Below are 23,560 nucleotides of genomic sequence, written 5' to 3'. Positions count from 1 at the left end.
TTATACTTCTTGGTTTTTAAATACCGCTATTGGGTTTTTTAACTTTCCTGCAAATTGGAGTAGGGCAACAGGGTCATCTAAATCAATCATTTGTTTATGATTATTTAATTGCAACCTATTTAAACACGAAAGTTTAAAATCTTCAGCAAACAAATCATACTGTTTAAACTTGCCTGACAGTTCAGGAAACTGCTCTTGATATTCATGAATATTTTCTGCTACGAGTTCCCAAAAACGATGCTCTCCATAATTCGCATGTTTTTCTAAAATTGGGGCTAAAAAGCGAAATAACCCATCAAACATATCTGTAAATATGGATAGTAACTTGACATCTTCTGGTACTGGCGCATACATTCTTTTTAACTCTTCTGGTAGCTCAACTTCAGGATTTAAAATACATGCTTCTTCTGTAATATCCTTTAGTAAAGCATATACAGGAATGTTATTTTCTAATACCAAAATAATGTTTTCCCCATGTGGCATAAACACTAAATCGTAATAGTAAAAACAGTGTAACATTGGGCTTAAGTACGCTTTTAAATAGCTACGTAACCAATTATCTATTGAAATACCTGAGTCTTTAATCATTTCCGGCAACAATGCTTTTCCATAATGATCTATATGTAATAATGCTGCCATCGTTAGTGGTTTTTGGTTTTCTTTAACCACAGAATATGGACTTTCTCTCCATAATGAAGCTAGCATTTTATTGTAATCGTTATGTGGTCCAAACTCTTCAAAATATGGATTCACATAGCTAACCGAACCTATTTCACTTAACATTCTAAATCCATTTATCTTTATATAAGCATCGTTATATAATAGGTTTTCTAACCAAACTGCCATTTTTGGAGCTGTTCCTAAGTAGTATAAAGGCAATCCTCTCATAAAACCCATGTTTAAAATAGATAATGCCGATTTGGTATAAAATTTCTGCGGATTGCTTATATTGAATAACGTTCTAATTGATTGTTGTGCTAAGTATTGATCTGGTCCGTATCCTAAGCAAATTAAATCTCCTTTGGCTACTTCTGAAGCAAAAATTGTAGCTAGTTTGTTAAACCATTGCCATGGATGAACAGGTATAAACAAGTAGTCTTTTGGACTGAAGCCTTTTTCTTCAATTATTTTGTTGAATTGTGCTATGGTATCAACATCTAATTCCTGACGTATTAGGCTTTCATAAGGCAATGCTTCTATCGCTGAAAAAACTGCTTTTAACTTATGTCCTGCCAACCATAATAACGAAAAAGAATTTCCCGCTTCTGGTGCATAAGAACGATAATCGCTGCTGTCAAACCCTATTCTACCATTATTTGCTACAAACCCTGGATGCCCTTCGGTCATAGATTGTTCTATCGTTTGAAAATCGGCCGTTGCTAATTCTTCTACAGTAGGGTTTCCTTTGGTAATTTTAAATGCACTTCCGTATAGTGTACTTATAACTTCTTCTAAATACACAGGCATTTTTTCATCAGCAATTCCTAACGCTTTTCTAAATTCTTTTATAAATGTAATTGCATCAATTTCTTCTTCAACTTCTTTTATATATTTTCTTATGGAGTTTTCATCAATCATCAAATGATTCAAAGCCATTGGTTTTGCTTTAAACTCATATTGAATTTCTGTGTCATCTGCATAAACTTTATACAGTTTATATCCATTATCTACTTCTTGAATTATTACTGGTTGTATTAATAGTTCATGCGAAAACTCACACAATGCTTTTTTCACTAGTAATAAGTTGGCTTTTTGCCACACTTTTGGTTGTATATGTTGTGTTGATTGTTGTGGAGAAACCACATTATCTAAGGTATTCATGGCACTTCTTTTAAATGGTGAAAAGGATTGGATTTTTTGTTGGTAATTGGTCTTGGTTAAAAATGCTAATTGTGCTGTTTTGTTAGGAAGTTCTATCACCTTTCCCAGTTGAAAACCTATGCGTTGACACAGCGCAAACATTTTTTTGTTTCGAATATCTGGCTCTACTACTATTCTGTTAATAGTTGGGTTTGTAAAAACAAAATCCATAATTGCTCGAAACATAAACCACGTAAAGTTTGGTGTTTTAGTGATTTTTGGCGGTGCTACAATAATATGTACACCACAATCGGATATTTTAGCTTTATAAAAACCATTAATAATATCTAATTGCGGGTTGTAACGTTCTACTATAAATGCCGGTTCGCCATTAAACATTCCTACAAAAACATCGTAATGTTCTGGGGCTATGAGTTGGGTATATTCTTCTTCAACTTCTTTTACTGTTGCGTTTTGCATCCCCCAAAAAACAGCATATTCTTGAGTTACCCATTGCTGTAAAAAAACACTGTCTTTTTTTATTTGAAAAGGACGAATGGTTATTGTTCCTAAACCTTTATACTCTTTTGAAAAAACTATGGCATCAGTTGTTATCATAATTTAGGTTTTAGCTAGTTGTTTATGTACTTTTCTTACCGATTTAAATACAATAAAGTACAAGACCAATGTGAGTGTAAATCCGCCTAATGCAATAATAAAAGGCATTCGTAAATCGAAACTATCGACTATAACTCCTACATTTAAAGAAGCTAGTAATACGCCTAAGTTTTGGAAGAAATGTATTTTACTATAATCAACCGAGTATGATTCTGGCGTGCTTAATTCAAATAATAAAATGTCGAATTTCACAACTCCTTGAAAAATTGCCCAGCCATAAATAATTCGCCCTAAAACAACCACTAATTCATTGGGTATTCCTTGTAGCGTAAGTCCAATTAACCCTATAAACAAGGCATTTATAATTCCTTCATGCCCTTTTGATTTTCGCTTATTATTAATCCACAAGGCTACTAAGGCTACAAAGCCCGGGATAGCGTATATAGTACCTGAAACCAATTTGCTTTTGTACGTTGAAAAACTTTCCCAATATGATGAAAAGAAAGGCCTAATTAAAAAGTCGCTGAAGTATAATATCAACGTAATTAGTCCTAATTTCAAGATAAATCCTTTCGGAATTATCTTTTTATCAGTAGCGGTAGATTCTTCTGAAATGATTAAATCGGTAGCATACTTTTTACTTTTTAATAAATAACCACTCATAGCCATTTGAATAAAATCTCCTGCTGCCATTATTAAAAAAATGCTACTTGGGTTTATATAATCTACCGTTATACCTCCAAGCACAGCTCCTAAAATACCTCCTAAATGTACCACTACTGAAAGCAATCCGATTGTACTTGGATGTTCTTCTTTTGTAATGATTTTTAAAATGTACGGATATACCAGTAAATAACTTCCTTTAAATAGTACCATGATAAGAGATACTACCCAAAAATTAATGTACGATGTAGTGTAATAACAATACAATGCTAATACACCTGCAACTGCTTGGGTGTACACTAGAATATTTAATTCTGATATTTTTTTAGAAATATATGCCCAAAATGGAAATGCAATCATTACCATAAAACAGATGGCTGCAAAGTAATATCCTACATTTTTAGGGTTTGTCATTCCAAAACGAAGCTCAAAAAATTGTGGATAAAATGGATGCAGTAAATAATCACTTACTACTGCAACCAACGTCATTACTATTAAAAATGTTTTTAACTTCATACCTTTATGCAAAGACATTGAGCTCTATTTCTTCCTCTTGTGTAACCTCAAACTGCTGAAATGCTATCTTTTGCTCAATAAGATAATGCTCTACTCCTGTTATTTCTTTGATTATATAAGAATTTCTGTAAGCAGCCATCCCTAAATCTGGTGTAACAAATCCATGTGTATATAATTCTACATTTTGAACAAAAATTTCATTATGATTTTCATCAATTGAATAGTTACGCTGTACATCAAATCGATTTTTAACATCCCATAGAATTCTATTTGAAATTCCTTCAATAAACTCTGGTAATTTATATTCATATCCTGTAGCAAGGACAAGTCCATCTGTTTCATGTTCAAAATATTTGTCTTGTTCTACTTGGTGAAGTTCTAGTTTAATGCCTTCATCTGATACCTTGGTAGTTTTCAATTCAGAGTTAGTACGTAATGAAACTTTTAATGATTCTTTTGATAGGACTCTTTTTGCGTATAATGTATCGTGAATAGCTCCTATTAAATCTTGATTTATACCTTTGTATAAATGCTTTTGATTTTTAATGAGTGCATCTCTTTTGGATGCTGGTAAGTTGTAAAAGTAATCTACATACTCTGGAGAAGTCATTTCTAATGTTAGCTTAGCATACTCTAAAGGAAAGAAACGTGGTGAGCGGGTAATCCAATTCAATTCATATCCTTTAGTATCTATTTCTTGTAATAAATCAAAAAATATTTCAGCAGCACTTTGTCCGCTTCCCAATACTGTTATCCTTTTTTTATTTTGTAGTTGCTCTTTGTTAGGTAAGTATTGTGATGAATGAACAGCAGCATCTTTTAGCTTTTTACAACAAGCAGGAATGTAAGGTTGTGTTCCTGTTCCTAGAACCAGTTTTTTTGCTTTATAAATTTTAATTTCTTGTGTTTTTGTGCAAACACTAGTAACTACATAAATGCCGTCTTTTTGATCGTAGTCTATATTCGTTACTTCTGTATTAAAATATATATTAGAAAGTTTACTAATTACCCACTGACAATAATGATTGTATTCGTTTCTAAGTAACAAGAAATTTTCTCGTATGTAAAAAGAATATATTCTGCCCTGTTCTTTAATATAATTTAAAAAACTAAAAGGATTTGTAGGATCAGCAAGAGTTACTAGATCTGCCATGAAAGGAACTTGTAAAGTTGTATTTTCTAATAACATTCCTGGATGCCAATCAAATTTTTCTTTTTTATCAAGAAACACTCCATTTAAATCTTCAATTGGTTCTGATAAGCAAGCTAAACCTAAGTTAAAAGGTCCTAAACCTATGGCTATAAAATCAACTGTATTATTCTTCATTTTTTCTAGTTTGTTATTTTGTATTGTTCTCCTGTAGTTTGAATCATTTCTATAATGTATAGGAGATTGTTAATTGTATTTTTAGGGTTTAGTAGCGTAAATTTTAGATATATGTTACCATTTAATTTGGTACTTGCTATGGATGCTTTTCCTGCTTTGTATAAAGTGTTCTTTATATATAAATTTATAGCATCATGAATCCTGTTCTCTTTAATACCTTGTGCTTTATACCTAAATACTAGTGTGCTTAATTCTGGTTCATGTACAGTTTCAAAACAGTCTTTATCTTTAATTTCTAAGTATACATTTTTAGCTAGGTAATGTACTTCTTCTAAGTAGTTAGCAATTGTTTTTGTTCCTAGAGTTTTTAAAGTTAACCAAACTTTTAAGGCATCGAAACGACGTGTCGTTTGAATAGATTTTTCTATAAGATTTGGTCTTTGAGAATCTTTCTCTTCAATAGGGTTTAAATAATCTGCATAATATGATACGTACTTAAAATATTGTTTATTATTTACCAAAAAAGCACTACAACTTACTGGTTGAAACAGAGTTTTATGAAAATCAACCGTTATTGAATTAACCATTTCAATACCATTAAAATATTCTTTATGCGTGTTCGTAAGTGCATAGGCTCCTCCATATGCCCCATCTGCATGTAGCCACATTTGATTTTCTTTAGCAATTTTCCCTATGATTTTAATTGAATCAAAACTACCGTAATCGGTAGTTCCTAATGTAGCTACTATTGCAATTGGAATATTATCTTCTTGTTTTGTTTTTTCTATAGCCAAGACTAACTCGTTAGTATCCATTTGCATTCTTTCATCTACTCTTACTGGAATAACAGCATCATATCCCATACCTAAAAGAGCTGCACTCTTTTGAATACTAAAGTGGGCTTTTTCAGAACAAAAAATTCTAAACTTACTTATTTCATTACTCCACCCATGTTGCTTAATGTTTATGCCAAAATGTTTGAAAGCATAATCGTCTCTGGCCATTAACATTGCCATAAAGTTAGACTGTGTTCCTCCACTTGTGAATACTCCATCTGAATTATCAGACATATTAAATACTTTTGAAGTCCATTGAATTACTTCTTCTTCTATAAAAGTTGCCGAAGTACTCTGATCCCATGTTTCAACGGCTGTATTAATTGTAGTTGCAATCATTTCTGCTACAATAGAAGGGAGTGTAATTGGACAATTTAGGTGTGCTACATAAGTTGGATTGTGAAAAGCAATAGCATTTTTTATATATAAATTGTTTAGCTCTTCTAAAACACTATCTATCGCTTGTGTTTCCTCAATATTTATTAGCTTAGCTTGTTCTTTGTTTTTTAGAATTTCTGCAAGCTCATCTCCTTTATAAAAAGTTCTGTTAGATAAAAACCGCTCTATATAAGAAAATGTTTTTTGAATGTATTCTTCATATAACTTTACAGACTCATCACTAAACAAATAACTATTTAATGACAATTCTTTTAATGAAGGGGGAGTTTTTAGAATCATTTATTTTTATTTAGTCTTAATAATTTGAAGCAAAAATATATTTAGACCAACCAAATTAAATGACGCAAATGGAATTTAAAATGACGTAAGTGGTATACTTTATAAAAAGAAAGCGCAGTATTTAGTGTACACTAAATACTGCGCTTTAAAAACTTTATTCTTTTGTTCTTAACTCTCTGGAGCTAACTCAACTTCTAAACCATCTAAATCTGGAGTCATTTGTATTTGACACCCTAATCGGCTATTATCTTCTACATAAAAAGCCTCTGCTAACATTGCTTCTTCATCATCTCCCATTTCTGGCAATTCATGATCTGATTTTACATAGCATTGACAAGAAGCACACATTGCCATTCCACCACAAATTCCAATAGTTCCTTCAGGAGCTAATTCGTACGAACGAACCACTTCCATCAAATTCATTGCCATATCTGTGGGTGCTTGTATCTCATGCGTTACCCCGTCACGATCAGTAATTTTTATAGTAATATCTTGTTCCATTTTATTTTACAGGTTCATTTTTTTTCGAAGTGTTTTTGCTCTTTTATCTTCTCCATCATGTGTCCAACCGGGTGAGTTAAAGATATAATTTAGCTTATCACTCCATGTATCAGCTCTTTTAACATCCTTCCAAATTGCAGCATATTCATGAGTAGCCACTTTTACTGGATTAAACGTTTCAATATTTACGGTTAATCCATATACTGGTTTATCAATTTCTTTTAATTCTTCAGAGAAAGTACCAAAGATACGATCCCAAATAATTAAAATTCCTGCATGATTACAATCTAAATAACGAATATTAGATGCGTGATGTACTCTATGATGTGATGGTGTATTGAAAATTAACTCAATAGGCTTTGGAAGTTTATCTACCAATTCTGTATGCACAAAAAACTGATAAATTAAACTGATTCCCATCATAGTAAACATCATTAATGGATCAAATCCTAATAAAGGAATCCACATCCAAAAGAAAAATTTATGGATACGTTCACCGACTCCTTGACGCAATGCTGTTCCTAAATTCATATGCACCGATGAATGATGTGGTACATGACCTGCCCAAAACAAACGTACTTCGTGATTTAATCGGTGAAACCAGTAATAAGCAAAATCATCAGCCAATAACAATAAAATCCATGCCCACCATTGACGTTGAACTATACCTTTTAACGGACTCATCTCATACAAATAGAAAAACGCTATGAAGGCTAAAATTTTCGGAATAAACTCAACAATAGCAGAAAATACCATCATTAGCATTGATACTCCAGTGTCTTTACCATGGTATTTTTCTTTTGCTATTCGGTATTCTACCAACATGCAAATGAAAAATACAGGTAAGGCGAAGTACAATAATTTATCTTCTGATAACTGCTGTATATATTCAGTTAATGTCATGCTTAATTAATCGCTTTAACTACTGCTTTTGGGGCTTCTTTTCTAGTACCATCAAATCCATCAACACCACCTACCGTCGTATACTTCATCACATATTTTTTATCTGGATGAATACGTTTGTAAGCACTCTGGCACATTAAGGTTGCTTCATGGAATCCGCATAGAATTAATTTTAACTTTCCTGGATATGTATTTACATCTCCAATTGCATAAATTCCTTCTACATTTGTTTGATAATCTAATGCATTATTTACTTTTATGGCATTCTTCTCAATTTCTAATCCCCAATTTGCAATAGGACCTAATTTTGGAGACAATCCAAATAACGGAATAAAATGTTCACAAGGTAATGTAAATGGTTCTTGATCTTTTTGCTCTACTACTACGCCTTCTACCTTTTCTTCTCCTACAATACCTTTAACTTCTGCCGGTGTAATTAACATTAGTTTACCTTCATTTTTTAACTCTTGTACTTTATCAACAGAGTCTAAAGCTCCACGGAATTCATTTCTTCTGTGAATTAACGTTACAGATTTTGCCACATCTGTTAAGAAGATAGACCAATCTAAAGCAGAGTCTCCTCCTCCAGCAATTACCACGTTTTTGTCACGATAAATTTCTGGTTCTTTAATCATGTATTCTACTCCTTTGTCTTCAAAATCTGCAATATTAGGAATCGGTGGTTTACGTGGTTCAAAGCTTCCTAAGCCTCCTGCAATTGCTACTACGGGTGCTTGGTGCTTTGTTCCTTTATTAGTAGTTACAATAAACGTTCCGTCTTCTTGCTTTTCAATAGTATCAGCACGTTCACCTAGTGTAAAACCTGGTTCAAATTGTTTAATTTGTTCCATTAATTTATCGGTTAAATCACCTGCTAAAATTTCTGGATATGCTGGAATATCGTAAATTGGCTTTTTGGGATAAATTTCTGAACATTGCCCTCCTGGTTGCGGTAAGGCATCAATTAAATGGCAACGTAATTTTAACAACCCTGCTTCAAAAACAGTAAAAAGCCCAGTAGGCCCTGCTCCAATAATAAGTATATCTGTATTTATCATTTTGTAACAAAATTTTCTTTTTATATTGAGATTCCCACCTTAAAAATAAGGCAGGAATTGTATGTGTTAATAATTGAAAGGCCTGTTTAAGTGTTACTTATTGTATAAAAAAATAAGTAAAGGAAACGCTTAAAACTCAAAAATATGATACTTTTGTTAATCAAAACCTGATATAAATCAGGTTATTCAACATTAATTACCTCTTTAATTTCTGGTGCGTATTTTTTTATTGTTGCCTCTACTCCATTTTTCAGAGTCATTTGATTAACAGAACATCCACTACAAGCTCCTTCTAATTGTACTTTTACTGTACTGTTTTCTATAGATAATAATTTTATATTACCTCCATCACTTACTAAAAAAGGGCGGATTTCTTCCAACGCTTTTTCTACGTTATTTCTTATGTCTTCTGTTGCCATAACTGCTTATTTTGAGCTACAACCACTCATAGTAGTAATTCGTACTACTTCTGTTGGTGGTAAGTTTGCATTTCTTTTTAATAGTTGCGAAACCATTTCTTTAGTTACCTCTGTAAAAGCTTCTGCTAGTGGTGTATTTTCTTGTAACGCTACTGGGTGTCCAACATCACCTGCTTCTCGTATGCTTTGTACTAATGGTATTTCTCCTAAGAAACTAGTTTCAATATCTTCTGCTAAATTTTTAGCACCTCCTTCTCCAAAAATATAATATTTATTGTTAGGAAGTTCTGCTGGTGTAAAATACGCCATATTTTCAACGATACCTAATACTGGTACGTTAATACTTTCTTGTTTAAACATTGCCACTCCTTTTTTAGCATCTGCTAAGGCAATGTTTTGAGGTGTACTTACCACGACCGCACCGTTAATTGGTACTGCTTGCACTATTGATAAATGTACATCTCCTGTTCCTGGAGGTAAATCTATTAATAAGAAATCTAACTCTCCCCAATCTGCATCAAAAATTAATTGATTTAACGCTTTTGAAGCCATTGGTCCACGCCAAATCACTGCCTGACTTGGATCTGTAAAGAAACCTAATGATAATAGTTTTACTCCATAACTTTCAATCGGCTTCATTTTTGAACGCCCATTTACGTTTACCGCTAATGGTTTTTCTCTTTCTACATCAAACATTAAGTGCTGTGATGGTCCATAAACATCGGCATCTAACACTCCTACTTTAAAGCCCATTTTAGCTAATGAAACTGCCATGTTTGAGGTAATGGTAGATTTTCCTACTCCACCTTTACCTGAAGCTATAGCTATGATATTTTGAATATTGGGAATTTCTTTCCCTCTAATTTGATTTGGATTTTCTTTTTGTTGAACTTCCACCTTCACATTCACTTTTACATCGATTTTTTGATCAACGTGTTGGTGAATTGCTTTCATTATCTCAACTTCTACCTTCTTTTTTGCTTGTAATGATGGATTTGAAATAGTAACATCTACAATAACCTCATCTCCAAATGTAACTACATTTGTTATATTTTCGTTTTCTACTAAACTTTTACCTTCTCCTGGTGCCGTTATGGTTTCTAACGCTTTGTATATATCTTGTTTTTTAAAACTCATGTTTTATGCTATATGCTTTAAACAGCAAGCGACAAGCTTGTTGCTTATTTTTATTTAATCTTAACTGCAAAGATACGTTTTAGCCCTCAGAAAATAAAGTCTTTAGATTGGTAATATTTATAGGTTGATAAGTTGGTTTTATAGATGATTTTAAACTTGATTTTTTTAGAAAAAATCAAGAAATATAACCTTTCTCAAACCCGTATGTTAATAACACTTCATACGGATTACCCTCTAGACCTAAAAGTTGCGCAAACGCTGGTTCAGTTTTAAATCCTTGTTGTTTTAGAGCTATAATTTTAGACCTGAATTCTTTTCCTTCTTTTAACAATACTTGATATTCGATAAGCATATGTAGATATGAGTCTTGCTTTTCTGGCTGTTTATTCTGCACAAAAATCTCTATTGGAAAAGCCTTGTACTCAAATGTAATAATTGTTGTTTTTAAGTTTTTGTATGATGGTATCGTCTTTATTTCAAACCTTGAAAACTCTCCATAGTTTTCGCTCACAACTTTTACAAACTCTTCATGATTATCACTTTGACAAATAATATCTAAATCACTTGAGTCTACATCAATATTTATGGGTATAGTACCCACTAAAATAGGATTGAAGTGTTTTAATAGTTCAAAAATATTCAGCTCTAATAATACTTTATGAGCTTCTTTTTGACGGACAGTTCCTTCTTTTAAGTATGTTATATCTCTGAAGTTTATCACAATTCTTCACTTGGATTCCAAAATACCTTTTCAAAATCTTGAATTTGATTCTCAACCACCTCTATTCCTTCACTTTCTAACAATTGTTGCATAAGATTTGTTCCGTCAAAATGATGTTTTCCTGTTAATAATCCTTTTCTATTAACTACTCGATGTGCTGGTACTTCTTTTTCTGAAGAGTTATTCATTGCCCAACCTACCATTCTTGCTGAACGAGCTGCTCCTAAATAGGTTGCTATAGCTCCGTAACTTGTAACTCTTCCATGTGGTATTAAACGCGCTACTTCGTACACTTTTTCGAAGAAATTTTTATCTGCCATGTGGTAAAAATAGGGTTCTTTTAAAAAATATACGAATATGGTTCTCGATACAATTTTCACTCATTTCAATCTTGAAAATCACTCGAACGGACATTTTCACAAACCTAACACGTTAGCGATTGTAGCAAATTACCATGTAACGCGGAAAGCGCGACCCGAAGGGGAACGCCTAAAAACAAAAAATCCTGCAAAAAGCAGGATTAGTAATTAAGTTTAAATTTTATATAAGTAATCGGTTTTCCGATTTCTAAATATTGTTTTTCGTAGAATGTTTGCGTACTGGTTACCTCTTCTGGACTGTACACATTTTTATACACATCGTGATTAGCGTGCAAAATTTCGTGACCTTCTCCATGCAATAAACCTAAAGTGTAACCATGCATGAATTCACTATCGGTTTTTAGGTTGACTGTTCCTTCTGAATTTAAAATACCATGGTATTTCTTTAAAAACTCAGAATTCGTCATACGATGTTTAGTACGCTTATATTTTATTTGAGGATCTGGGAAAGTAATCCAAATTTCAGAAACTTCATCTTCAGCAAAAATATAATCTACTAACTCTATTTGTGTTCTAATAAAAGCTACATTTTCCATGTTATTTTCTAGCGCTGTTTTAGCTCCACGCCAAAATCGTGCGCCTTTAATATCAATTCCAATAAAGTTTTTATCAGGATTTTTTTCTGCTAAAGCAATCGTGTACTCACCTTTACCACAACCTAGCTCTAAAACTATTGGATTGTCGTTTTTAAAAAAAGTATTCCATTTTCCTTTATAAGAAAAATCGTTAATTACTTCTTCGCGTGTTGGTTGAATAACGTTAGCAAACGTTTCGTTTTCTTTGAAACGTTTTAATTTATTTTTGCTTCCCAAAGTGTGTAGAAATTAGGCTCTATCTTCTGTTCCTTCTCTTTTAAAACGAGCAGCTTCTTTCATCCAATATGCAAATAACACTAATAACACTAATAAAAAGAACCAGTTTACAGCGTTTGAAGTCCACCAACCTGCATCTGATTTAGCTAACGTTAAGCGTAACCAATTGAATGGTGCAAATAAAAAGTCGGTAAATAAACTACCAATCCATCTAAAAATATTGCCTGCTATCATATCTTAAGTATCTTTACAGCTGCAAAAATATAAAAAGAAACAATGTTAGCCAATTTTTTCGGTAAATCTAAGCCTATAAATTTTATTGTACTGTTTGTACTGTTTTTAGGGTATTTTGTTTTAAGTATTTTTTCTAAGCAATTATCTTTTAATTTAATTAAAGAACTTGGTTGGTTTTTAGTTGTTTTTTCTGTATACAACTTTATTCTTGCCAAGAATTTATTGACTTATGATAATTCTTTTGCTTTTTTGTTTTTTGTTATACTAATAGGTTTTTTTCCTGATACTATACAGATAAATAAAACTTTTTATGCTAACTTAACTATACTTCTTTTTTTACGAAAAGTATACAGTTTACAGTCTTCAAAAAACATGCTGCATAAATTGTTTGATGGTGGTTTATGGCTTGGAGTATCGTTTTTAATAGAACCTTATGCTCCTTTATTATTAATATTACTTTACCTATCTATATTTTTGCATCAACGATTTACTTATCAAACATTATTAACTCCTATAATTGCTTTTTGCTCTCCTGTTTTTTTATACTTCACCTACTATTTTTGGTATGATAACCTTGAAAAATTTTGGTTACTTTTTGATTGGGATTTTTACCCTGATTTAAGCTTTTATTCTCATGAAAAGTATTTGTTCCCTATTCTTTTCATAAGCTTTTTTTTAATAGCTTCTATTTTTTTAAAAAGCCCAAAGGCACTTGCTATTAAAAATAAATTTAGAAAAAACTGGATATTAATTCTTACTCATCTTGTAATCACTACAGCTATTTTACTTTTAGTTCAAGACGGTTCTGGAAGTGAGTTTTTATATGTATTATTCCCTGTTTCTGTTATTTTAGCTAATGGAATTGAGTTTTTTCAAAAAAAATGGTATGCTGATGTTATTATTCTCTTATTCTTAATAGTGTCTTTTACAATGAGTGCTATTGCATAAACTACATTTTTGCTCCATAAGCTAAATCACCTGCATCTCCTAAACCTGGCACTATATAGCCTTTATCATTTAGTTTTTCATCAATATCACCAATCCATAAAGTAGTGCTCTCTGGTAAGTGTTTAGCTACATATTCTACACCTTGAACTGAACCAATAACCGAAGCTATTATTATTTCTTTTGGAGTTCCATACTTTTTTATGCCCTCATAAACCTCAACCATTGAACGGCCTGTTGCCAACATAGGATCTATAAGTAATAATGTTTTTCCATCTATTGAAGGCGAAGCAAAATACCCTACCACGATTTCAAACTCTTCGTCATTGTTTGGGTGATGGCGATATGCTGATATAAATGCATTCTCTGCATCATCAAAATAGTTTAAAACTCCATTGTGTAGTGGTAACCCTGCTCTAAGAATAGAACACAATACTATATCATTTTCTGGCAATTCTACCTTTTTTGTTCCTAAAGGCGTTGTTATTTCTTTAACCTTATAGTGTAACTCTTTACTTAACTCGTATCCTATCACTTCACCTATTCGTTCGATATTTCTACGAAAACGCATTGAATCTTTTTGAACTGATGTGTCTCTGAGTTCAGCTAGGAATTTATTAAGAATAGAATTTTGTTTGGCTAAATGATGAGTTTTCATGAGGTGTATTCTTTTTGTACGCTACAAAAGTAACAGATTTTATCAAGCTTTTATAAAGTTGGTTAGTGCTTTTAATAGTTCTTCTTTTGCTTCAACATGACTCATATGTCCGTTTGGTATTGCAATTAATGAGGTATTAGTTCTCTTTGCTTCTTCTTCAACAGTAGTATAATTTAATATTGGGTCATTTTTTCCTGCTATCATCAATCTCTTTTCTATTGTTTGTAAAACAACTTCCTTGTTTTCTCGCAAACGCATTCCCTCTGTTGCTGCAATATATCCTCTAACATGTGTTTTTAAGGCTTCTTCTCTTATTTTTTCTATTTCTTCGGATAACTGTAAACGCATATTCTCTGCAAACAAGTTGCTAATTGACATTTTTACCAATGTTTCGTAATTTTCCTTAGCCATTTCAACAGCTCTGAGTCGTAACTTTTTTCGTTCTTCACTATCTGCTTGAGAGGTAGAGTTCATCAAACAAATTCCTTTTACATTTTTTTGATATTTTTCTGTAAATGCCAAAGCAACATATCCCCCCATGGAATGTCCAATAAAGGTAGCTCGACGAATTTTTAATTCTCTTAAAACAGATTTTACTGCTTCTGCCATTTCTTCCATCGTATGAATATACCCAACACATCCTGTTTTTCCATGCCCTAATAAGTCAATACAAATCACGCGATTTTTTCTGGATAACTCATCAACCACCTCATTCCACATAGTCCTATTTTCTAAAAACCCGTGTAATAAAACAATACTACTTCCTTTACCAGTATCTGTATAAAAAACAGTGGTTTCCTTAAATTTTGCAATCATTTTTTAATGTATATTCGTCGCTTACTAATTTGTTAAGCAATGCACAAAACTAAGGAGATATTTATAAACGGATTTGCTTTATTTTCAATGTTTTTTGGAGCTGGTAATTTAATTTTACCTCCATTTTTAGGAAAAAATGCTGGAAGCTTATGGTTTTGGGTAACTATTGGCTTTTTTATTACTGCTGTTATTATTCCTATGATAGGTATTTTAGCCCATGCCAAACTACAGGGTACTATGTATGATTTTGGCAAAAAAGTCTCTCCAATTTTTAGTCTTATATATTGCTTTGTTGTATACACTATTTGTATTGCTTTACCTGCACCTAGAACTGCTTCGGTTACTCATGAAATGGCCATTGCTCCTTACTTTAGCAACAGTAGTTCTTTAGTTACTAGTACAATTTATTTCGGACTTGTTTTTCTTTTTACCATGAACCGGTCAAAAGTGTTAAACCTACTAGGCAAGTTTTTAACACCTCTTATTATAATCATTTTATTAGCTATTATTTTCGTTGGTTTTTTTACAGCTCCTGATATGATTGCTCCAACTACCCTTAAAGCTCCATTTGTTGATGGTTTGTTAGAAGGATATCAAACTTTTGATGCCATTGCTTCCATAGTTGTTGGTGGTGTCTTAGTCATTTCAATGAATTTTAACACGAATACAACTTTTGAAGAGAAAAAAGAGCTTATTACCAAAGCAGGTTTTATTGCTGGTATAGGCTTATTAATTATTTATGCTGGCCTTATTTACAACGGTGTTTTATTTAGTTCTACCTTTTCTGAAAGTGCTAATAGAACAGAAATCTTAAACTCTCTGAGCAATCAAACTTTAGGGAATATTGGAAGTATTTTTCTTAGTGTTTTAGTTGCTTTGGCTTGTTTTACAACAGCGGTTGGAATTATTACTGGAACTGCCGATTATTTTAAAGGAATTAGCAATAACTCTCAAAAGGTCTTTACAATTACTGCTATTATTAGCTGTTTACTAGGAATTGCCGTTGGCCAATTTGATGTGAAATATATTATCAATATTGCACTACCTTCTTTGATGTTTATTTATCCAATTACTATTGTTTTAATTGTACTAAATGTACTACCTGAAAAATATACTTCAACTTTAGTTTTTAAAAGTGTAGTAGCAGTAACCTTTTTATTTAGCATTCCAGATTTTTTAGGCTTTATTATCAATCCTAATTACTTAGTTGAAATAAAAAACAACATTCCCTTTGCTAATCATAATTTAGGGTGGGTATTACCTGCTATATTGAGTTTTGTTTTTGCTAATTTGATTAAAAGCAAAAAGCAAATTCCAACTGAATAAGTTACTTAATGAATGATATATTATATATAAACAAAAAGCTCGTAATAACGAGCTTTTTATTTTTATTTAAGTTGAGCACCTTAAAAACGATACCCTAAATTTATTCCTACTCTTGGCACAATTGATCGAGCTTCTGAAGTAAATAGGTTCCTCCCTAAACCTCCATATACATCAAGTACAAATCCTCCAGACGATACGTATTTTGAACCAAAGGCTAAACCTAAAGCTCCGTCAGTATATTCCTTATATTTTTTTATTGTACTCCCTTGAACTTCAACTTTTCTTTCTCCAGTATTTATTCCCATAAAAACTTCTCCAAAATAGTTCCAATTGCTATTGTTTGTAAAGTAATGACGAAAAAAAGGAGTAAACATTCGTTCTTCATTGTATCTAAAATCTGCTGATTTTTTTTCAAAGTTAAACAAAGCTGAAATACCAACCGAAGAACGATCAGTTGTATAATACTCGTAAGACACCTCTAGCGTTTTAAAAGCCAATGCGTCTAGTAAATCTACTTTTACCTCTTGCTGTGCATACGTGAGAGAACTGATAAAAACTACAGTTGCTAATACTATTTTTTTCATTTTAATTTTTTACTAATTATAATTTATCTACTTCCTACAAGGATGATACCACAAACATACATCTTTTGTAAAAAACAGTTTGGTTATTTATCATTTCATGCTTAAGAACAGTTACAATTTGTATCACAGCTGCTATTTTTTTTAGGCTTAAAAAAGAACTTTTTCACTAAAAAAATAACGGCTCCACAAACGACTAGATATGTTAAAACTTCTTGCATTAACTTAAAAATTGATAGGCTATAAATGCTGATAAATAAGCCAAAACTCCCATACTTACTAGTTGAACCATTGGCCACTTCCAACTTTTTGTTTCCCTTTTTACTATTGCTAGTGTTGCCATACATTGCATTGCAAACGCATAAAATAACAATAAAGAAATTCCCGTAGCAAGGTTGAATCTTTTTTCTCCTGTTTCCGGGTTTATTTCTGACCTCATTTTTTGTTTTATAGTCGTTGTATCTTCTCCATCGTCTTCTACGCTATAGATAGTAGCTAATGTTCCTATAAACACTTCTCTTGCTGCAAAAGAACTAATTAGTCCAATACCTATTTTCCAGTCATAACCTAATGGTTTAACAACTGGTTCTATTGTTTTTCCTGCAATTCCTATATATGAGTTTGCCAACTTAGCAGATGCTATTTTTTTAGCTAAATCTTCTTCTGAAAGATTTTTATTTGCAGTATTCTCTATAACACTTTTCTCAGCATTTTCATAAGATGATGGTCCATGAGACGCTAAAAACCAAAGTACTATTGAAATTGCTAAAATGATTTTTCCTGCTCCAAAAACAAATGCTTTTGTTTTATCTAAGACATCAAAAAACACATTTTTTACTGATGGTATCTTATAATTAGGCATTTCAACCACAAAAAGTGAGTTGTTTTTTATTTTCAATGTTTTATGCAAAATATATGCTGCGATAATTGCTGCAGCAAAACCTAAAATATATAATGCTAATAAAGTAAACCCTTGTAAACTTAAAAAACCAAACAACTTAGTATCAGGAATAATTAATGCTATTAAAATTGCATACACCGGTAATCGTGCTGAACAGGTTGTAAAGGGTGTTACCAAAATAGTGATTAATCGTTCTTTCCAACTAGCAATAGTTCTAGTTGCCATAATTGCTGGAATAGCACATGCAGTACCTGAAATTAATGGAATTACACTTTTACCACTCATTCCAAAGCGACGCATAATTTTATCCATTAAAAATACTACTCTACTCATATAACCTGTTTCTTCAAGAATAGATATAAACAAGAATAAAATAGCTATTTGAGGTATAAAGATTACTACACCACCTACTCCAGGAATAATTCCGTCAGTTAATAAATCGGTGAACATTCCTGCAGGTAGTTGCGCTTTAGTAAACTCTGCGATATCAGCAAATAAACCATCAATAAGATCCATGGGAGTAGAAGCCCAATCGAAAATAGATTGAAATATCAATAATAACAATCCAAAGAAAATAACATACCCAAATATTTTATGAGTAAAAACTCTATCTAGTTTACTACGTACATCCGTAGCTTGAGAAGCATCTACCTTGTAGGTTTTATTTAAAACAGCATTTATTTGCTGATATCTATATATAGTTTCTTTATGTTGATACTTTTTTTGCTTTGTAATTTCTCCTTCAAATTCTTTTATTGCTTCTTTTTCTGAGGAAGAAAGTAATGGTTTATGATTTTTTGTAAGCATCATCCACAACTCATAAGCTGTAAATTCATTACTTACTTTAGCTAACTTTTCAAAGTAAGCACTATCAATCTTTTGAGATAATTCGTTGAAAGTTGAGTGTACTTTTAACGAATTATAATTAGCTACTTCTTTTTTTAAGTCATCAACTCCCTCGTTAGTCCTTGCCGACATTAACACTACTTTGGTATGTAGTTCTTTTTCTAAGGCTGGCACATCTATAGAAATCCCTTTTCGCTTTAGTTGATCAGCCATGTTTAACGCTAAAATCGTCGGAACTTCTAAATCTTGAATTTGCGAAAAGAGTAATAAATTCCTTTTTAAATTTTCAATATCAGCAACTACAACAATTACATCTGGTTTTTCTTCTTGATGCGTAGTCATCAAAGTTTTTAAAACAATACTTTCATCTATAGAGGTGGGATTAATACTATAAGTACCAGGTAAATCAGTAATCGTTGCATTTTTATCATTAGGCAATTTACAAACTCCTTGTTTTTTGTCAACCGTAACACCAGGGTAATTTCCTACTTTTTGGTTTAACCCTGTTAACTGATTAAACAATGATGTTTTACCTGTATTAGGATTTCCAATTAAGGCTACATTAATACGATTACTCATCAGCTATAGTTTTATAATTGAAATTTGACAAGCTGTTTCTTTTCGAATCGCTAAATGACTTCCGTTTACACATATATACATTGGGTCTTTTAATGGAGCTATTTGAAGCAACTCTACTTCACTTCCGGGTAAACACCCCATTTCTAATAATTTCAACGGAATTTTATCCAAGCACTCTTCAGATATAATTCCTTTTTCCCCTAAATGTAACGATGCGATAGTACTCAAAAGATATATTTTTAGCTTGCAAATATACTAAAATAGAATCGTTCTAAACAGTATACCAACACAATATTATGATTTATTTAATAGGTTGCTCTCTCTATTTGATGTCTTATATTTGTAGTATGACTTTCGACGATATTCTTGGGCAAGAACATATAAAAAACCACCTACAGCAATCGGCTGAAAATAACAGAATTCCGCATGCACAACTCTTTGTTGGTAAAGAAGGTAGTGGTACTTTACCAATGGCAATTGCCTACGCTCAATTCTTATTATGTAACTTCTCCGATAATGTAGAAGCCTGCAACATTAAATGTAGCAAACTACAGCATCCAGATTTACATTTTGCGTTTCCTGTAACTACAAATGATTCTGTTAAAAAGCACCCAGTTAGTAATTTATTTTTAGATGATTGGAGGTCTTTTATAGAGGAGCAACCTTATGGAAGTTTGTTTAATTGGTTACAACATATTGGTGTTGAAAATAAACAAGGACAAATTGGTGTTGATGAAGCGGAAGACATTGTAAAAAAATTACAGTTAAAATCATACGAAGGTGGTTTTAAAGTAATGATTATTTGGATGGCAGAAAAGATGAACATTGCCGCCTCTAACAAATTATTAAAACTGATTGAAGAGCCACCTAGTAAAACTATTTTCATCCTTATTACTGAAGATGAAGAGCAAATTATTAATACCATAAAATCTCGATGTCAGGCATTGCACTTCCCAGCACTAAGTGAAAGTGACATAGCCAATGCTCTAACACAACAAAAAGAAATATCAGAGAACGAAGCAATAAAGATTGCTCATCAATCAGAAGGGAATTATAACAAGGCTCTACACATTTTAAACAACAATTCAAACGATTTAGTTTTTGAACAATGGTTTATTACTTGGATTAGGGCTGCATTTAGAGCCAAAGGAAATGCCGCTGTTATTCAAGATTTAATTGGTTGGTCTGAAGAAATTGCTAAATCTGGTAGAGAAACTCAAAAACAATTCTTACAGTATTGTTTGCAATTTTTTAGGCAAGCTTTACTTCTAAATTACGGAACGCCAGATTTAGTTTTTTTAGAAACTCAGTCTGCAAACTTCGAACTCGCAAAATTTGCTCCGTTTATTCATAGTGCTAATATCTTAATCATAGAAAAAGAAGTAAGTGACGCACAGTATCATATTGAAAGAAACGGAAATGCTAAAATTATTTTGTTAGATTTATCTATTAAACTAACGCGTCTTCTACACACCAAAGAAGAAAAAATCCAATCTTAATCATGAAAACAAAACACATAATTACCGCACTTATTTTCGGAATACTTTTTGTTGCTTGTAAACAAGAAAAAAAAGGACCGCAATTACAAGAATATTTGGTTGGAAATTGGGAAACAACATATTTGAAAATTGAATATTTAACTGCCAACGAAACCGATAGCACTTCTGTTTTTGAAGACGATTTTAGCAAACCTAATTCAGGAAAAGCACAATCTACCTATAACAGCGATGGTACTTTTTCTGCATGGTTTGTACAAGCCGATGGGAAAAAAGTTGGTGAAACTAACGGTAAGTGGAAAACTAGTGGAGATAGTTTATTTGTTGATTATCCGTATTTAGGAAAGCAAGTACAAGCTTGGTATAAAATTACACAAACTAACAATGGTTTTAGCGCTACCTCTACTTATGACTGGGATAATGATGGAGAAACAGATGATACTTTGCTTATGAGAACTAAAAAAATTGAATTATAAAATTGCGTATTTTCAATAACATATCACTTCGAATTAGAATTTTCCTGTCAATGATACTTTTAGTGCTATTGGCATCAATTTTAATTGTAATGGTTACCATATACCAATACGATGAGCAAACAAAAGATTATAATACTGCACGTTTTGAACGTAAAGAGTTTTCTACAAAACAAGACATTGAAATAGAACTCAAACGCAGAACCACATATCCAGTAACTACTGAGAATTTAGCTAAAATTTTTCAAGATAGAATTTACGATATAGCATACGTTCATAAACTTACAATTTCTATGTATGATATGGATGGAAAGTTGCTAAAATCTTCCATTCCTTATAATTTTGATAAAAAAGAAGGACAAAACCTTCCTAATGAAACTGTTAAAGATTTAGCCAACAACTCAAATCATAAAATTTTAAAAAGTAGAACTGAAAAAGGTATCACTTACCAATCTTCATACACTTACTTAAACGACCCTCGTTTTAAAAGGATTGGAATTTTAGAATTACAAATTGCACAAGATAATGAAGAGCAAAAACATGAACTACGAGAGTTTATTTCTCGTCTATCATTAGTTTATTTGCTAATGCTCATTATTGCCATTGTTTTAGCTTACTTTTTATCAACTTATATTACTAGATCCATTCAAACCATCTCGCAAAAAATAAACGAGACCCGTTTAAATAAGCGTAACGAAAAAATTACTTTAAACTCTGCTAGTTCAGAAATCAATTCGCTGGTTGCCGCTTATAACAACATGATTGACCAGTTAGAAGAAAGTGCTGTAAAACTAGCGCAAAGTGAGCGAGAACAAGCCTGGAGAGAAATGGCCAAACAGGTAGCTCACGAGATTAAAAATCCGTTAACACCTATGCGCTTGTCAGTACAAAGTTTTGAAAGAAAATTCAATCCAGAAGATCCTAATATCAAAGAAAAAATGTCTGAGTACAGCGAAACGCTTATTCAACAAATTGATGTAATGAGTTCTATTGCTTCTGCTTTTTCTGATTTTGCTAAAATGCCTACACAGCGTAGAGAAAAATTGAATGTAGTTGATATCGTTAAACACTCGTTAGATATTTTTACTGAAGATTACATACATTATTTCCCTCAAGAGAGAGAGCTGTATGCAAGTTTAGACAAAACACAGTTGATACGAATTGTCACCAACTTAGTTAAAAACTCAATTCAGGCAATAAAAGACACTGATAAAAATCCTAAAATAGAAGTTAAAGTTGCTTCTGAAGGAAATAGTGTTAAAATAACAGTTTCTGATAACGGAAAAGGTATTAGTGAAGAAAATAAGGAGTTAATTTTCGAGCCTAAATTTACTACTAAAACTAGTGGAATGGGCTTAGGACTATCTATCATAAAAAATATAATTGAAGCGTATGACGGTACAATATCCTTTACTTCAACTAAAGGAGTTGGAACTGTTTTTACTGTAATATTACCTAAAACATAAACATAGTATGAATTTTGAAAATATTTTAGTTGAACAAACTAACGCATTGGCAACTATTACCATTAACCGACCAAAAAAATTAAACGCTTTAAACAAAGCTACTATTGAAGAGCTTCATAATGCTTTTAAAGCCTTGGAAGAAGATGCTAGTATTAAAGTAATTATTATCACAGGTAGTGGAGAAAAAGCATTTGTTGCTGGAGCAGACATCTCTGAATTTGCACATTTCTCTGTTGAAGAAGGAGGAATGTTAGCAAGAAAAGGGCAGGAAATTTTATTTGATTTTGTTGAAAATTTATCAACTCCTGTTATTGCCGCTGTAAATGGTTTTGCTTTAGGTGGCGGACTAGAATTAGCAATGGCTTGTCATTTTAGAGTAGCTTCAGACAATGCTAAAATGGGACTTCCTGAAGTTTCTTTAGGAGTTATCCCTGGTTATGGCGGAACACAACGCTTGCCTCAATTAGTAGGTAAAGGAAAAGCCATGGAGTTAATTATGACAGCAGGTATGATTTCTGCTGATGAAGCTAAAGAAACTGGATTGATAAACCATGTAACTTCGCAAGAAGAATTATTACCTTTAGCTCAAAAAATAGCTTCAAAAATTATGCGTAACTCTTCTGTTGCCATTAGTGCAGCAATTAAAGCTGTAAATGATAATTTTAAAGACGGTGTGAATGGTTTTGAAAGCGAAATTACAGAGTTTGGAAACTGTTTTGGAACTGAAGATTTTAAAGAAGGGACTACTGCTTTTTTAGAAAAACGTAAACCTGAATTTCCAGGAAAGTAATTTTTTTACTAAAGAAACAACTACAAAAAAATAGCATCTAAATTAAAACTTAGATGCTATTTTTACAATAAGGGGATTAC

At 32.1% G+C, this 23,560-nt stretch carries 24 protein-coding genes; 6 read left to right on the top strand and 18 right to left on the bottom strand.

The window, feature by feature from the left end; genetic code table 11:
* The 13 genes from ABHQ57_RS02755 to ABHQ57_RS02695 all read right to left on the bottom strand — a co-directional run bounded on the left by ABHQ57_RS02755 (position 1) and on the right by ABHQ57_RS02695 (position 12,603).
* A complete protein-coding gene (locus ABHQ57_RS02755; RefSeq protein WP_167712720.1) occupies positions 1 to 2,418 on the bottom strand; it encodes a GNAT family N-acetyltransferase in 2,418 nt (805 codons plus the stop codon).
* A 3-nt stretch (positions 2,419 to 2,421) separates the two neighbouring features.
* Positions 2,422 to 3,615, bottom strand: coding sequence for an MFS transporter (locus tag ABHQ57_RS02750; RefSeq protein WP_231128368.1), 1,194 nt, complete (start codon positions 3,613 to 3,615; stop codon positions 2,422 to 2,424).
* The gene (locus ABHQ57_RS02745; RefSeq protein WP_167712718.1) at positions 3,602 to 4,924 is read right to left on the bottom strand and encodes a lysine N(6)-hydroxylase/L-ornithine N(5)-oxygenase family protein; all 1,323 of its coding nucleotides are present in this window, start codon (positions 4,922 to 4,924) and stop codon (positions 3,602 to 3,604) included. Before ABHQ57_RS02745 ends, ABHQ57_RS02750 begins: the two co-directional genes overlap by 14 nt.
* Positions 4,925 to 4,929: 5 nt before the next feature.
* The gene (locus ABHQ57_RS02740; protein ID WP_047787947.1) at positions 4,930 to 6,438 is read right to left on the bottom strand and encodes an aspartate aminotransferase family protein; all 1,509 of its coding nucleotides are present in this window, start codon (positions 6,436 to 6,438) and stop codon (positions 4,930 to 4,932) included.
* Between the two features lie 168 nt (positions 6,439 to 6,606).
* Positions 6,607 to 6,939 (bottom strand): 2Fe-2S iron-sulfur cluster-binding protein, encoded by a 333-nt coding sequence (locus ABHQ57_RS02735; RefSeq protein WP_073182284.1) that lies wholly within the window; start codon positions 6,937 to 6,939, stop codon positions 6,607 to 6,609.
* A gap of 6 nt (positions 6,940 to 6,945) precedes the next feature.
* Positions 6,946 to 7,842: a sterol desaturase family protein gene (locus ABHQ57_RS02730; protein WP_073182285.1), complete on the bottom strand. Its 897-nt coding sequence runs from the start codon at positions 7,840 to 7,842 to the stop codon at positions 6,946 to 6,948.
* A 2-nt stretch (positions 7,843 to 7,844) separates the two neighbouring features.
* Positions 7,845 to 8,900, bottom strand: coding sequence for an NAD(P)/FAD-dependent oxidoreductase (locus ABHQ57_RS02725; RefSeq protein WP_253679353.1), 1,056 nt, complete (start codon positions 8,898 to 8,900; stop codon positions 7,845 to 7,847).
* 182 nt (positions 8,901 to 9,082) lie between these two features.
* Positions 9,083 to 9,319, bottom strand: a complete 237-nt coding sequence (locus tag ABHQ57_RS02720) for a NifU family protein (RefSeq protein WP_047787951.1) — start codon at positions 9,317 to 9,319, stop codon at positions 9,083 to 9,085.
* A gap of 6 nt (positions 9,320 to 9,325) precedes the next feature.
* Positions 9,326 to 10,456 (bottom strand): Mrp/NBP35 family ATP-binding protein, encoded by a 1,131-nt coding sequence (locus ABHQ57_RS02715; protein ID WP_047787952.1) that lies wholly within the window; start codon positions 10,454 to 10,456, stop codon positions 9,326 to 9,328.
* Positions 10,457 to 10,631: 175 nt separating this feature from the next.
* Positions 10,632 to 11,177, bottom strand: a complete 546-nt coding sequence (locus ABHQ57_RS02710; RefSeq protein WP_389862199.1) for a DUF4269 domain-containing protein — start codon at positions 11,175 to 11,177, stop codon at positions 10,632 to 10,634.
* Complete coding sequence (locus ABHQ57_RS02705) at positions 11,174 to 11,497, bottom strand: MGMT family protein (protein WP_073182287.1); 324 nt, start codon at positions 11,495 to 11,497, stop codon at positions 11,174 to 11,176. Before ABHQ57_RS02705 ends, ABHQ57_RS02710 begins: the two co-directional genes overlap by 4 nt.
* Positions 11,498 to 11,697: 200 nt before the next feature.
* On the bottom strand, positions 11,698 to 12,369 hold the full coding sequence (gene trmB, locus ABHQ57_RS02700) for a tRNA (guanosine(46)-N7)-methyltransferase TrmB (RefSeq protein WP_167712712.1): 672 nt from the start codon (positions 12,367 to 12,369) through the stop codon (positions 11,698 to 11,700).
* A 12-nt stretch (positions 12,370 to 12,381) separates the two neighbouring features.
* Positions 12,382 to 12,603 carry a hypothetical protein gene (locus ABHQ57_RS02695; protein WP_047787956.1) on the bottom strand — a complete coding sequence of 74 codons (222 nt, stop codon included), beginning with the start codon at positions 12,601 to 12,603 and terminating at the stop codon, positions 12,382 to 12,384.
* A 42-nt stretch (positions 12,604 to 12,645) separates the two neighbouring features.
* Here ABHQ57_RS02695 and ABHQ57_RS02690 point away from each other — a divergent pair, with 42 nt between their 5' ends.
* Entirely contained in the window at positions 12,646 to 13,551 is a 906-nt protein-coding gene (locus ABHQ57_RS02690) for a DUF6427 family protein (RefSeq protein ID WP_167712710.1), read from the top strand.
* Position 13,552: 1 nt separating this feature from the next.
* On the opposite strand, the gene upp is transcribed toward ABHQ57_RS02690, so the two are convergent.
* Both upp and ABHQ57_RS02680 read right to left on the bottom strand, forming a co-directional pair.
* Positions 13,553 to 14,206, bottom strand: a complete 654-nt coding sequence (gene upp / locus ABHQ57_RS02685) for a uracil phosphoribosyltransferase (protein ID WP_167712708.1) — start codon at positions 14,204 to 14,206, stop codon at positions 13,553 to 13,555.
* Between the two features lie 42 nt (positions 14,207 to 14,248).
* Positions 14,249 to 15,022, bottom strand: a complete 774-nt coding sequence (locus ABHQ57_RS02680) for an alpha/beta fold hydrolase (protein ID WP_167712706.1) — start codon at positions 15,020 to 15,022, stop codon at positions 14,249 to 14,251.
* 39 nt (positions 15,023 to 15,061) lie between these two features.
* On the opposite strand from ABHQ57_RS02680, the gene brnQ reads away from it, so the two are divergent.
* Positions 15,062 to 16,348, top strand: a complete 1,287-nt coding sequence (gene brnQ, locus ABHQ57_RS02675; protein WP_167712704.1) for a branched-chain amino acid transport system II carrier protein — start codon at positions 15,062 to 15,064, stop codon at positions 16,346 to 16,348.
* Between the two features lie 80 nt (positions 16,349 to 16,428).
* Here brnQ and ABHQ57_RS02670 read toward each other — a convergent pair whose 3' ends face one another.
* From ABHQ57_RS02670 to ABHQ57_RS02660, 3 genes are all read right to left on the bottom strand, one after another.
* On the bottom strand, positions 16,429 to 16,932 hold the full coding sequence (locus ABHQ57_RS02670; protein ID WP_159508821.1) for a DUF3575 domain-containing protein: 504 nt from the start codon (positions 16,930 to 16,932) through the stop codon (positions 16,429 to 16,431).
* A 217-nt stretch (positions 16,933 to 17,149) separates the two neighbouring features.
* Positions 17,150 to 19,255, bottom strand: coding sequence for a ferrous iron transport protein B (gene feoB, locus ABHQ57_RS02665; RefSeq protein WP_196781599.1), 2,106 nt, complete (start codon positions 19,253 to 19,255; stop codon positions 17,150 to 17,152).
* 3 nt (positions 19,256 to 19,258) lie between these two features.
* On the bottom strand, positions 19,259 to 19,483 hold the full coding sequence (locus tag ABHQ57_RS02660) for a FeoA family protein (protein ID WP_047787963.1): 225 nt from the start codon (positions 19,481 to 19,483) through the stop codon (positions 19,259 to 19,261).
* Between the two features lie 119 nt (positions 19,484 to 19,602).
* Between ABHQ57_RS02660 and ABHQ57_RS02655 the strand changes: the two genes are divergently transcribed.
* From ABHQ57_RS02655 to ABHQ57_RS02640, 4 genes are read left to right on the top strand one after another with little or no spacing between them, the layout of a single operon-like run.
* Positions 19,603 to 20,754 (top strand): DNA polymerase III subunit delta', encoded by a 1,152-nt coding sequence (locus tag ABHQ57_RS02655; protein ID WP_167712702.1) that lies wholly within the window; start codon positions 19,603 to 19,605, stop codon positions 20,752 to 20,754.
* Between the two features lie 2 nt (positions 20,755 to 20,756).
* Positions 20,757 to 21,227, top strand: coding sequence for a hypothetical protein (locus tag ABHQ57_RS02650; RefSeq protein WP_047787965.1), 471 nt, complete (start codon positions 20,757 to 20,759; stop codon positions 21,225 to 21,227).
* A gap of 50 nt (positions 21,228 to 21,277) precedes the next feature.
* The gene (locus tag ABHQ57_RS02645) at positions 21,278 to 22,690 is read left to right on the top strand and encodes an ATP-binding protein (protein WP_167712700.1); all 1,413 of its coding nucleotides are present in this window, start codon (positions 21,278 to 21,280) and stop codon (positions 22,688 to 22,690) included.
* Between the two features lie 7 nt (positions 22,691 to 22,697).
* Complete coding sequence (locus tag ABHQ57_RS02640) at positions 22,698 to 23,480, top strand: enoyl-CoA hydratase/isomerase family protein (protein ID WP_167712698.1); 783 nt, start codon at positions 22,698 to 22,700, stop codon at positions 23,478 to 23,480.
* The last annotated feature ends 80 nt before the right edge of the window (positions 23,481 to 23,560 follow it).

This window comes from Tenacibaculum sp. ZH5_bin.1 (genome assembly GCF_042865525.1).
Lineage (GTDB): Bacteria > Bacteroidota > Bacteroidia > Flavobacteriales > Flavobacteriaceae > Polaribacter > Polaribacter mesophilus.
Note: the sequence above shows the minus strand (reverse complement) of the source record. Positions and strands in the feature narration are given on the sequence as shown.

Excerpts from the sequence above, each read along its gene's own strand:
- ABHQ57_RS02755 (WP_167712720.1), bottom strand. The coding sequence starts at position 2,418 with ATGATAACAACTGATGCCATAGTTTTTTCAAAAGAGTATAAAGGTTTA.
- ABHQ57_RS02750 (WP_231128368.1), bottom strand. The coding sequence starts at position 3,615 with ATGTCTTTGCATAAAGGTATGAAGTTAAAAACATTTTTAATAGTAATG.
- ABHQ57_RS02745 (WP_167712718.1), bottom strand. The coding sequence starts at position 4,924 with ATGAAGAATAATACAGTTGATTTTATAGCCATAGGTTTAGGACCTTTT.
- ABHQ57_RS02740 (WP_047787947.1), bottom strand. The coding sequence starts at position 6,438 with ATGATTCTAAAAACTCCCCCTTCATTAAAAGAATTGTCATTAAATAGT.
- ABHQ57_RS02735 (WP_073182284.1), bottom strand. The coding sequence starts at position 6,939 with ATGGAACAAGATATTACTATAAAAATTACTGATCGTGACGGGGTAACG.
- ABHQ57_RS02730 (WP_073182285.1), bottom strand. The coding sequence starts at position 7,842 with ATGACATTAACTGAATATATACAGCAGTTATCAGAAGATAAATTATTG.
- ABHQ57_RS02725 (WP_253679353.1), bottom strand. The coding sequence starts at position 8,900 with ATGATAAATACAGATATACTTATTATTGGAGCAGGGCCTACTGGGCTT.
- ABHQ57_RS02720 (WP_047787951.1), bottom strand. The coding sequence starts at position 9,319 with ATGGCAACAGAAGACATAAGAAATAACGTAGAAAAAGCGTTGGAAGAA.
- ABHQ57_RS02715 (WP_047787952.1), bottom strand. The coding sequence starts at position 10,456 with ATGAGTTTTAAAAAACAAGATATATACAAAGCGTTAGAAACCATAACG.
- ABHQ57_RS02705 (WP_073182287.1), bottom strand. The coding sequence starts at position 11,497 with ATGGCAGATAAAAATTTCTTCGAAAAAGTGTACGAAGTAGCGCGTTTA.
- ABHQ57_RS02695 (WP_047787956.1), bottom strand. The coding sequence starts at position 12,603 with ATGATAGCAGGCAATATTTTTAGATGGATTGGTAGTTTATTTACCGAC.
- ABHQ57_RS02690 (WP_167712710.1), top strand. The coding sequence starts at position 12,646 with ATGTTAGCCAATTTTTTCGGTAAATCTAAGCCTATAAATTTTATTGTA.
- upp (WP_167712708.1), bottom strand. The coding sequence starts at position 14,206 with ATGAAAACTCATCATTTAGCCAAACAAAATTCTATTCTTAATAAATTC.
- ABHQ57_RS02680 (WP_167712706.1), bottom strand. The coding sequence starts at position 15,022 with ATGATTGCAAAATTTAAGGAAACCACTGTTTTTTATACAGATACTGGT.
- brnQ (WP_167712704.1), top strand. The coding sequence starts at position 15,062 with ATGCACAAAACTAAGGAGATATTTATAAACGGATTTGCTTTATTTTCA.
- ABHQ57_RS02670 (WP_159508821.1), bottom strand. The coding sequence starts at position 16,932 with ATGAAAAAAATAGTATTAGCAACTGTAGTTTTTATCAGTTCTCTCACG.
- feoB (WP_196781599.1), bottom strand. The coding sequence starts at position 19,255 with ATGAGTAATCGTATTAATGTAGCCTTAATTGGAAATCCTAATACAGGT.
- ABHQ57_RS02655 (WP_167712702.1), top strand. The coding sequence starts at position 19,603 with ATGACTTTCGACGATATTCTTGGGCAAGAACATATAAAAAACCACCTA.
- ABHQ57_RS02650 (WP_047787965.1), top strand. The coding sequence starts at position 20,757 with ATGAAAACAAAACACATAATTACCGCACTTATTTTCGGAATACTTTTT.
- ABHQ57_RS02645 (WP_167712700.1), top strand. The coding sequence starts at position 21,278 with ATGATACTTTTAGTGCTATTGGCATCAATTTTAATTGTAATGGTTACC.
- ABHQ57_RS02640 (WP_167712698.1), top strand. The coding sequence starts at position 22,698 with ATGAATTTTGAAAATATTTTAGTTGAACAAACTAACGCATTGGCAACT.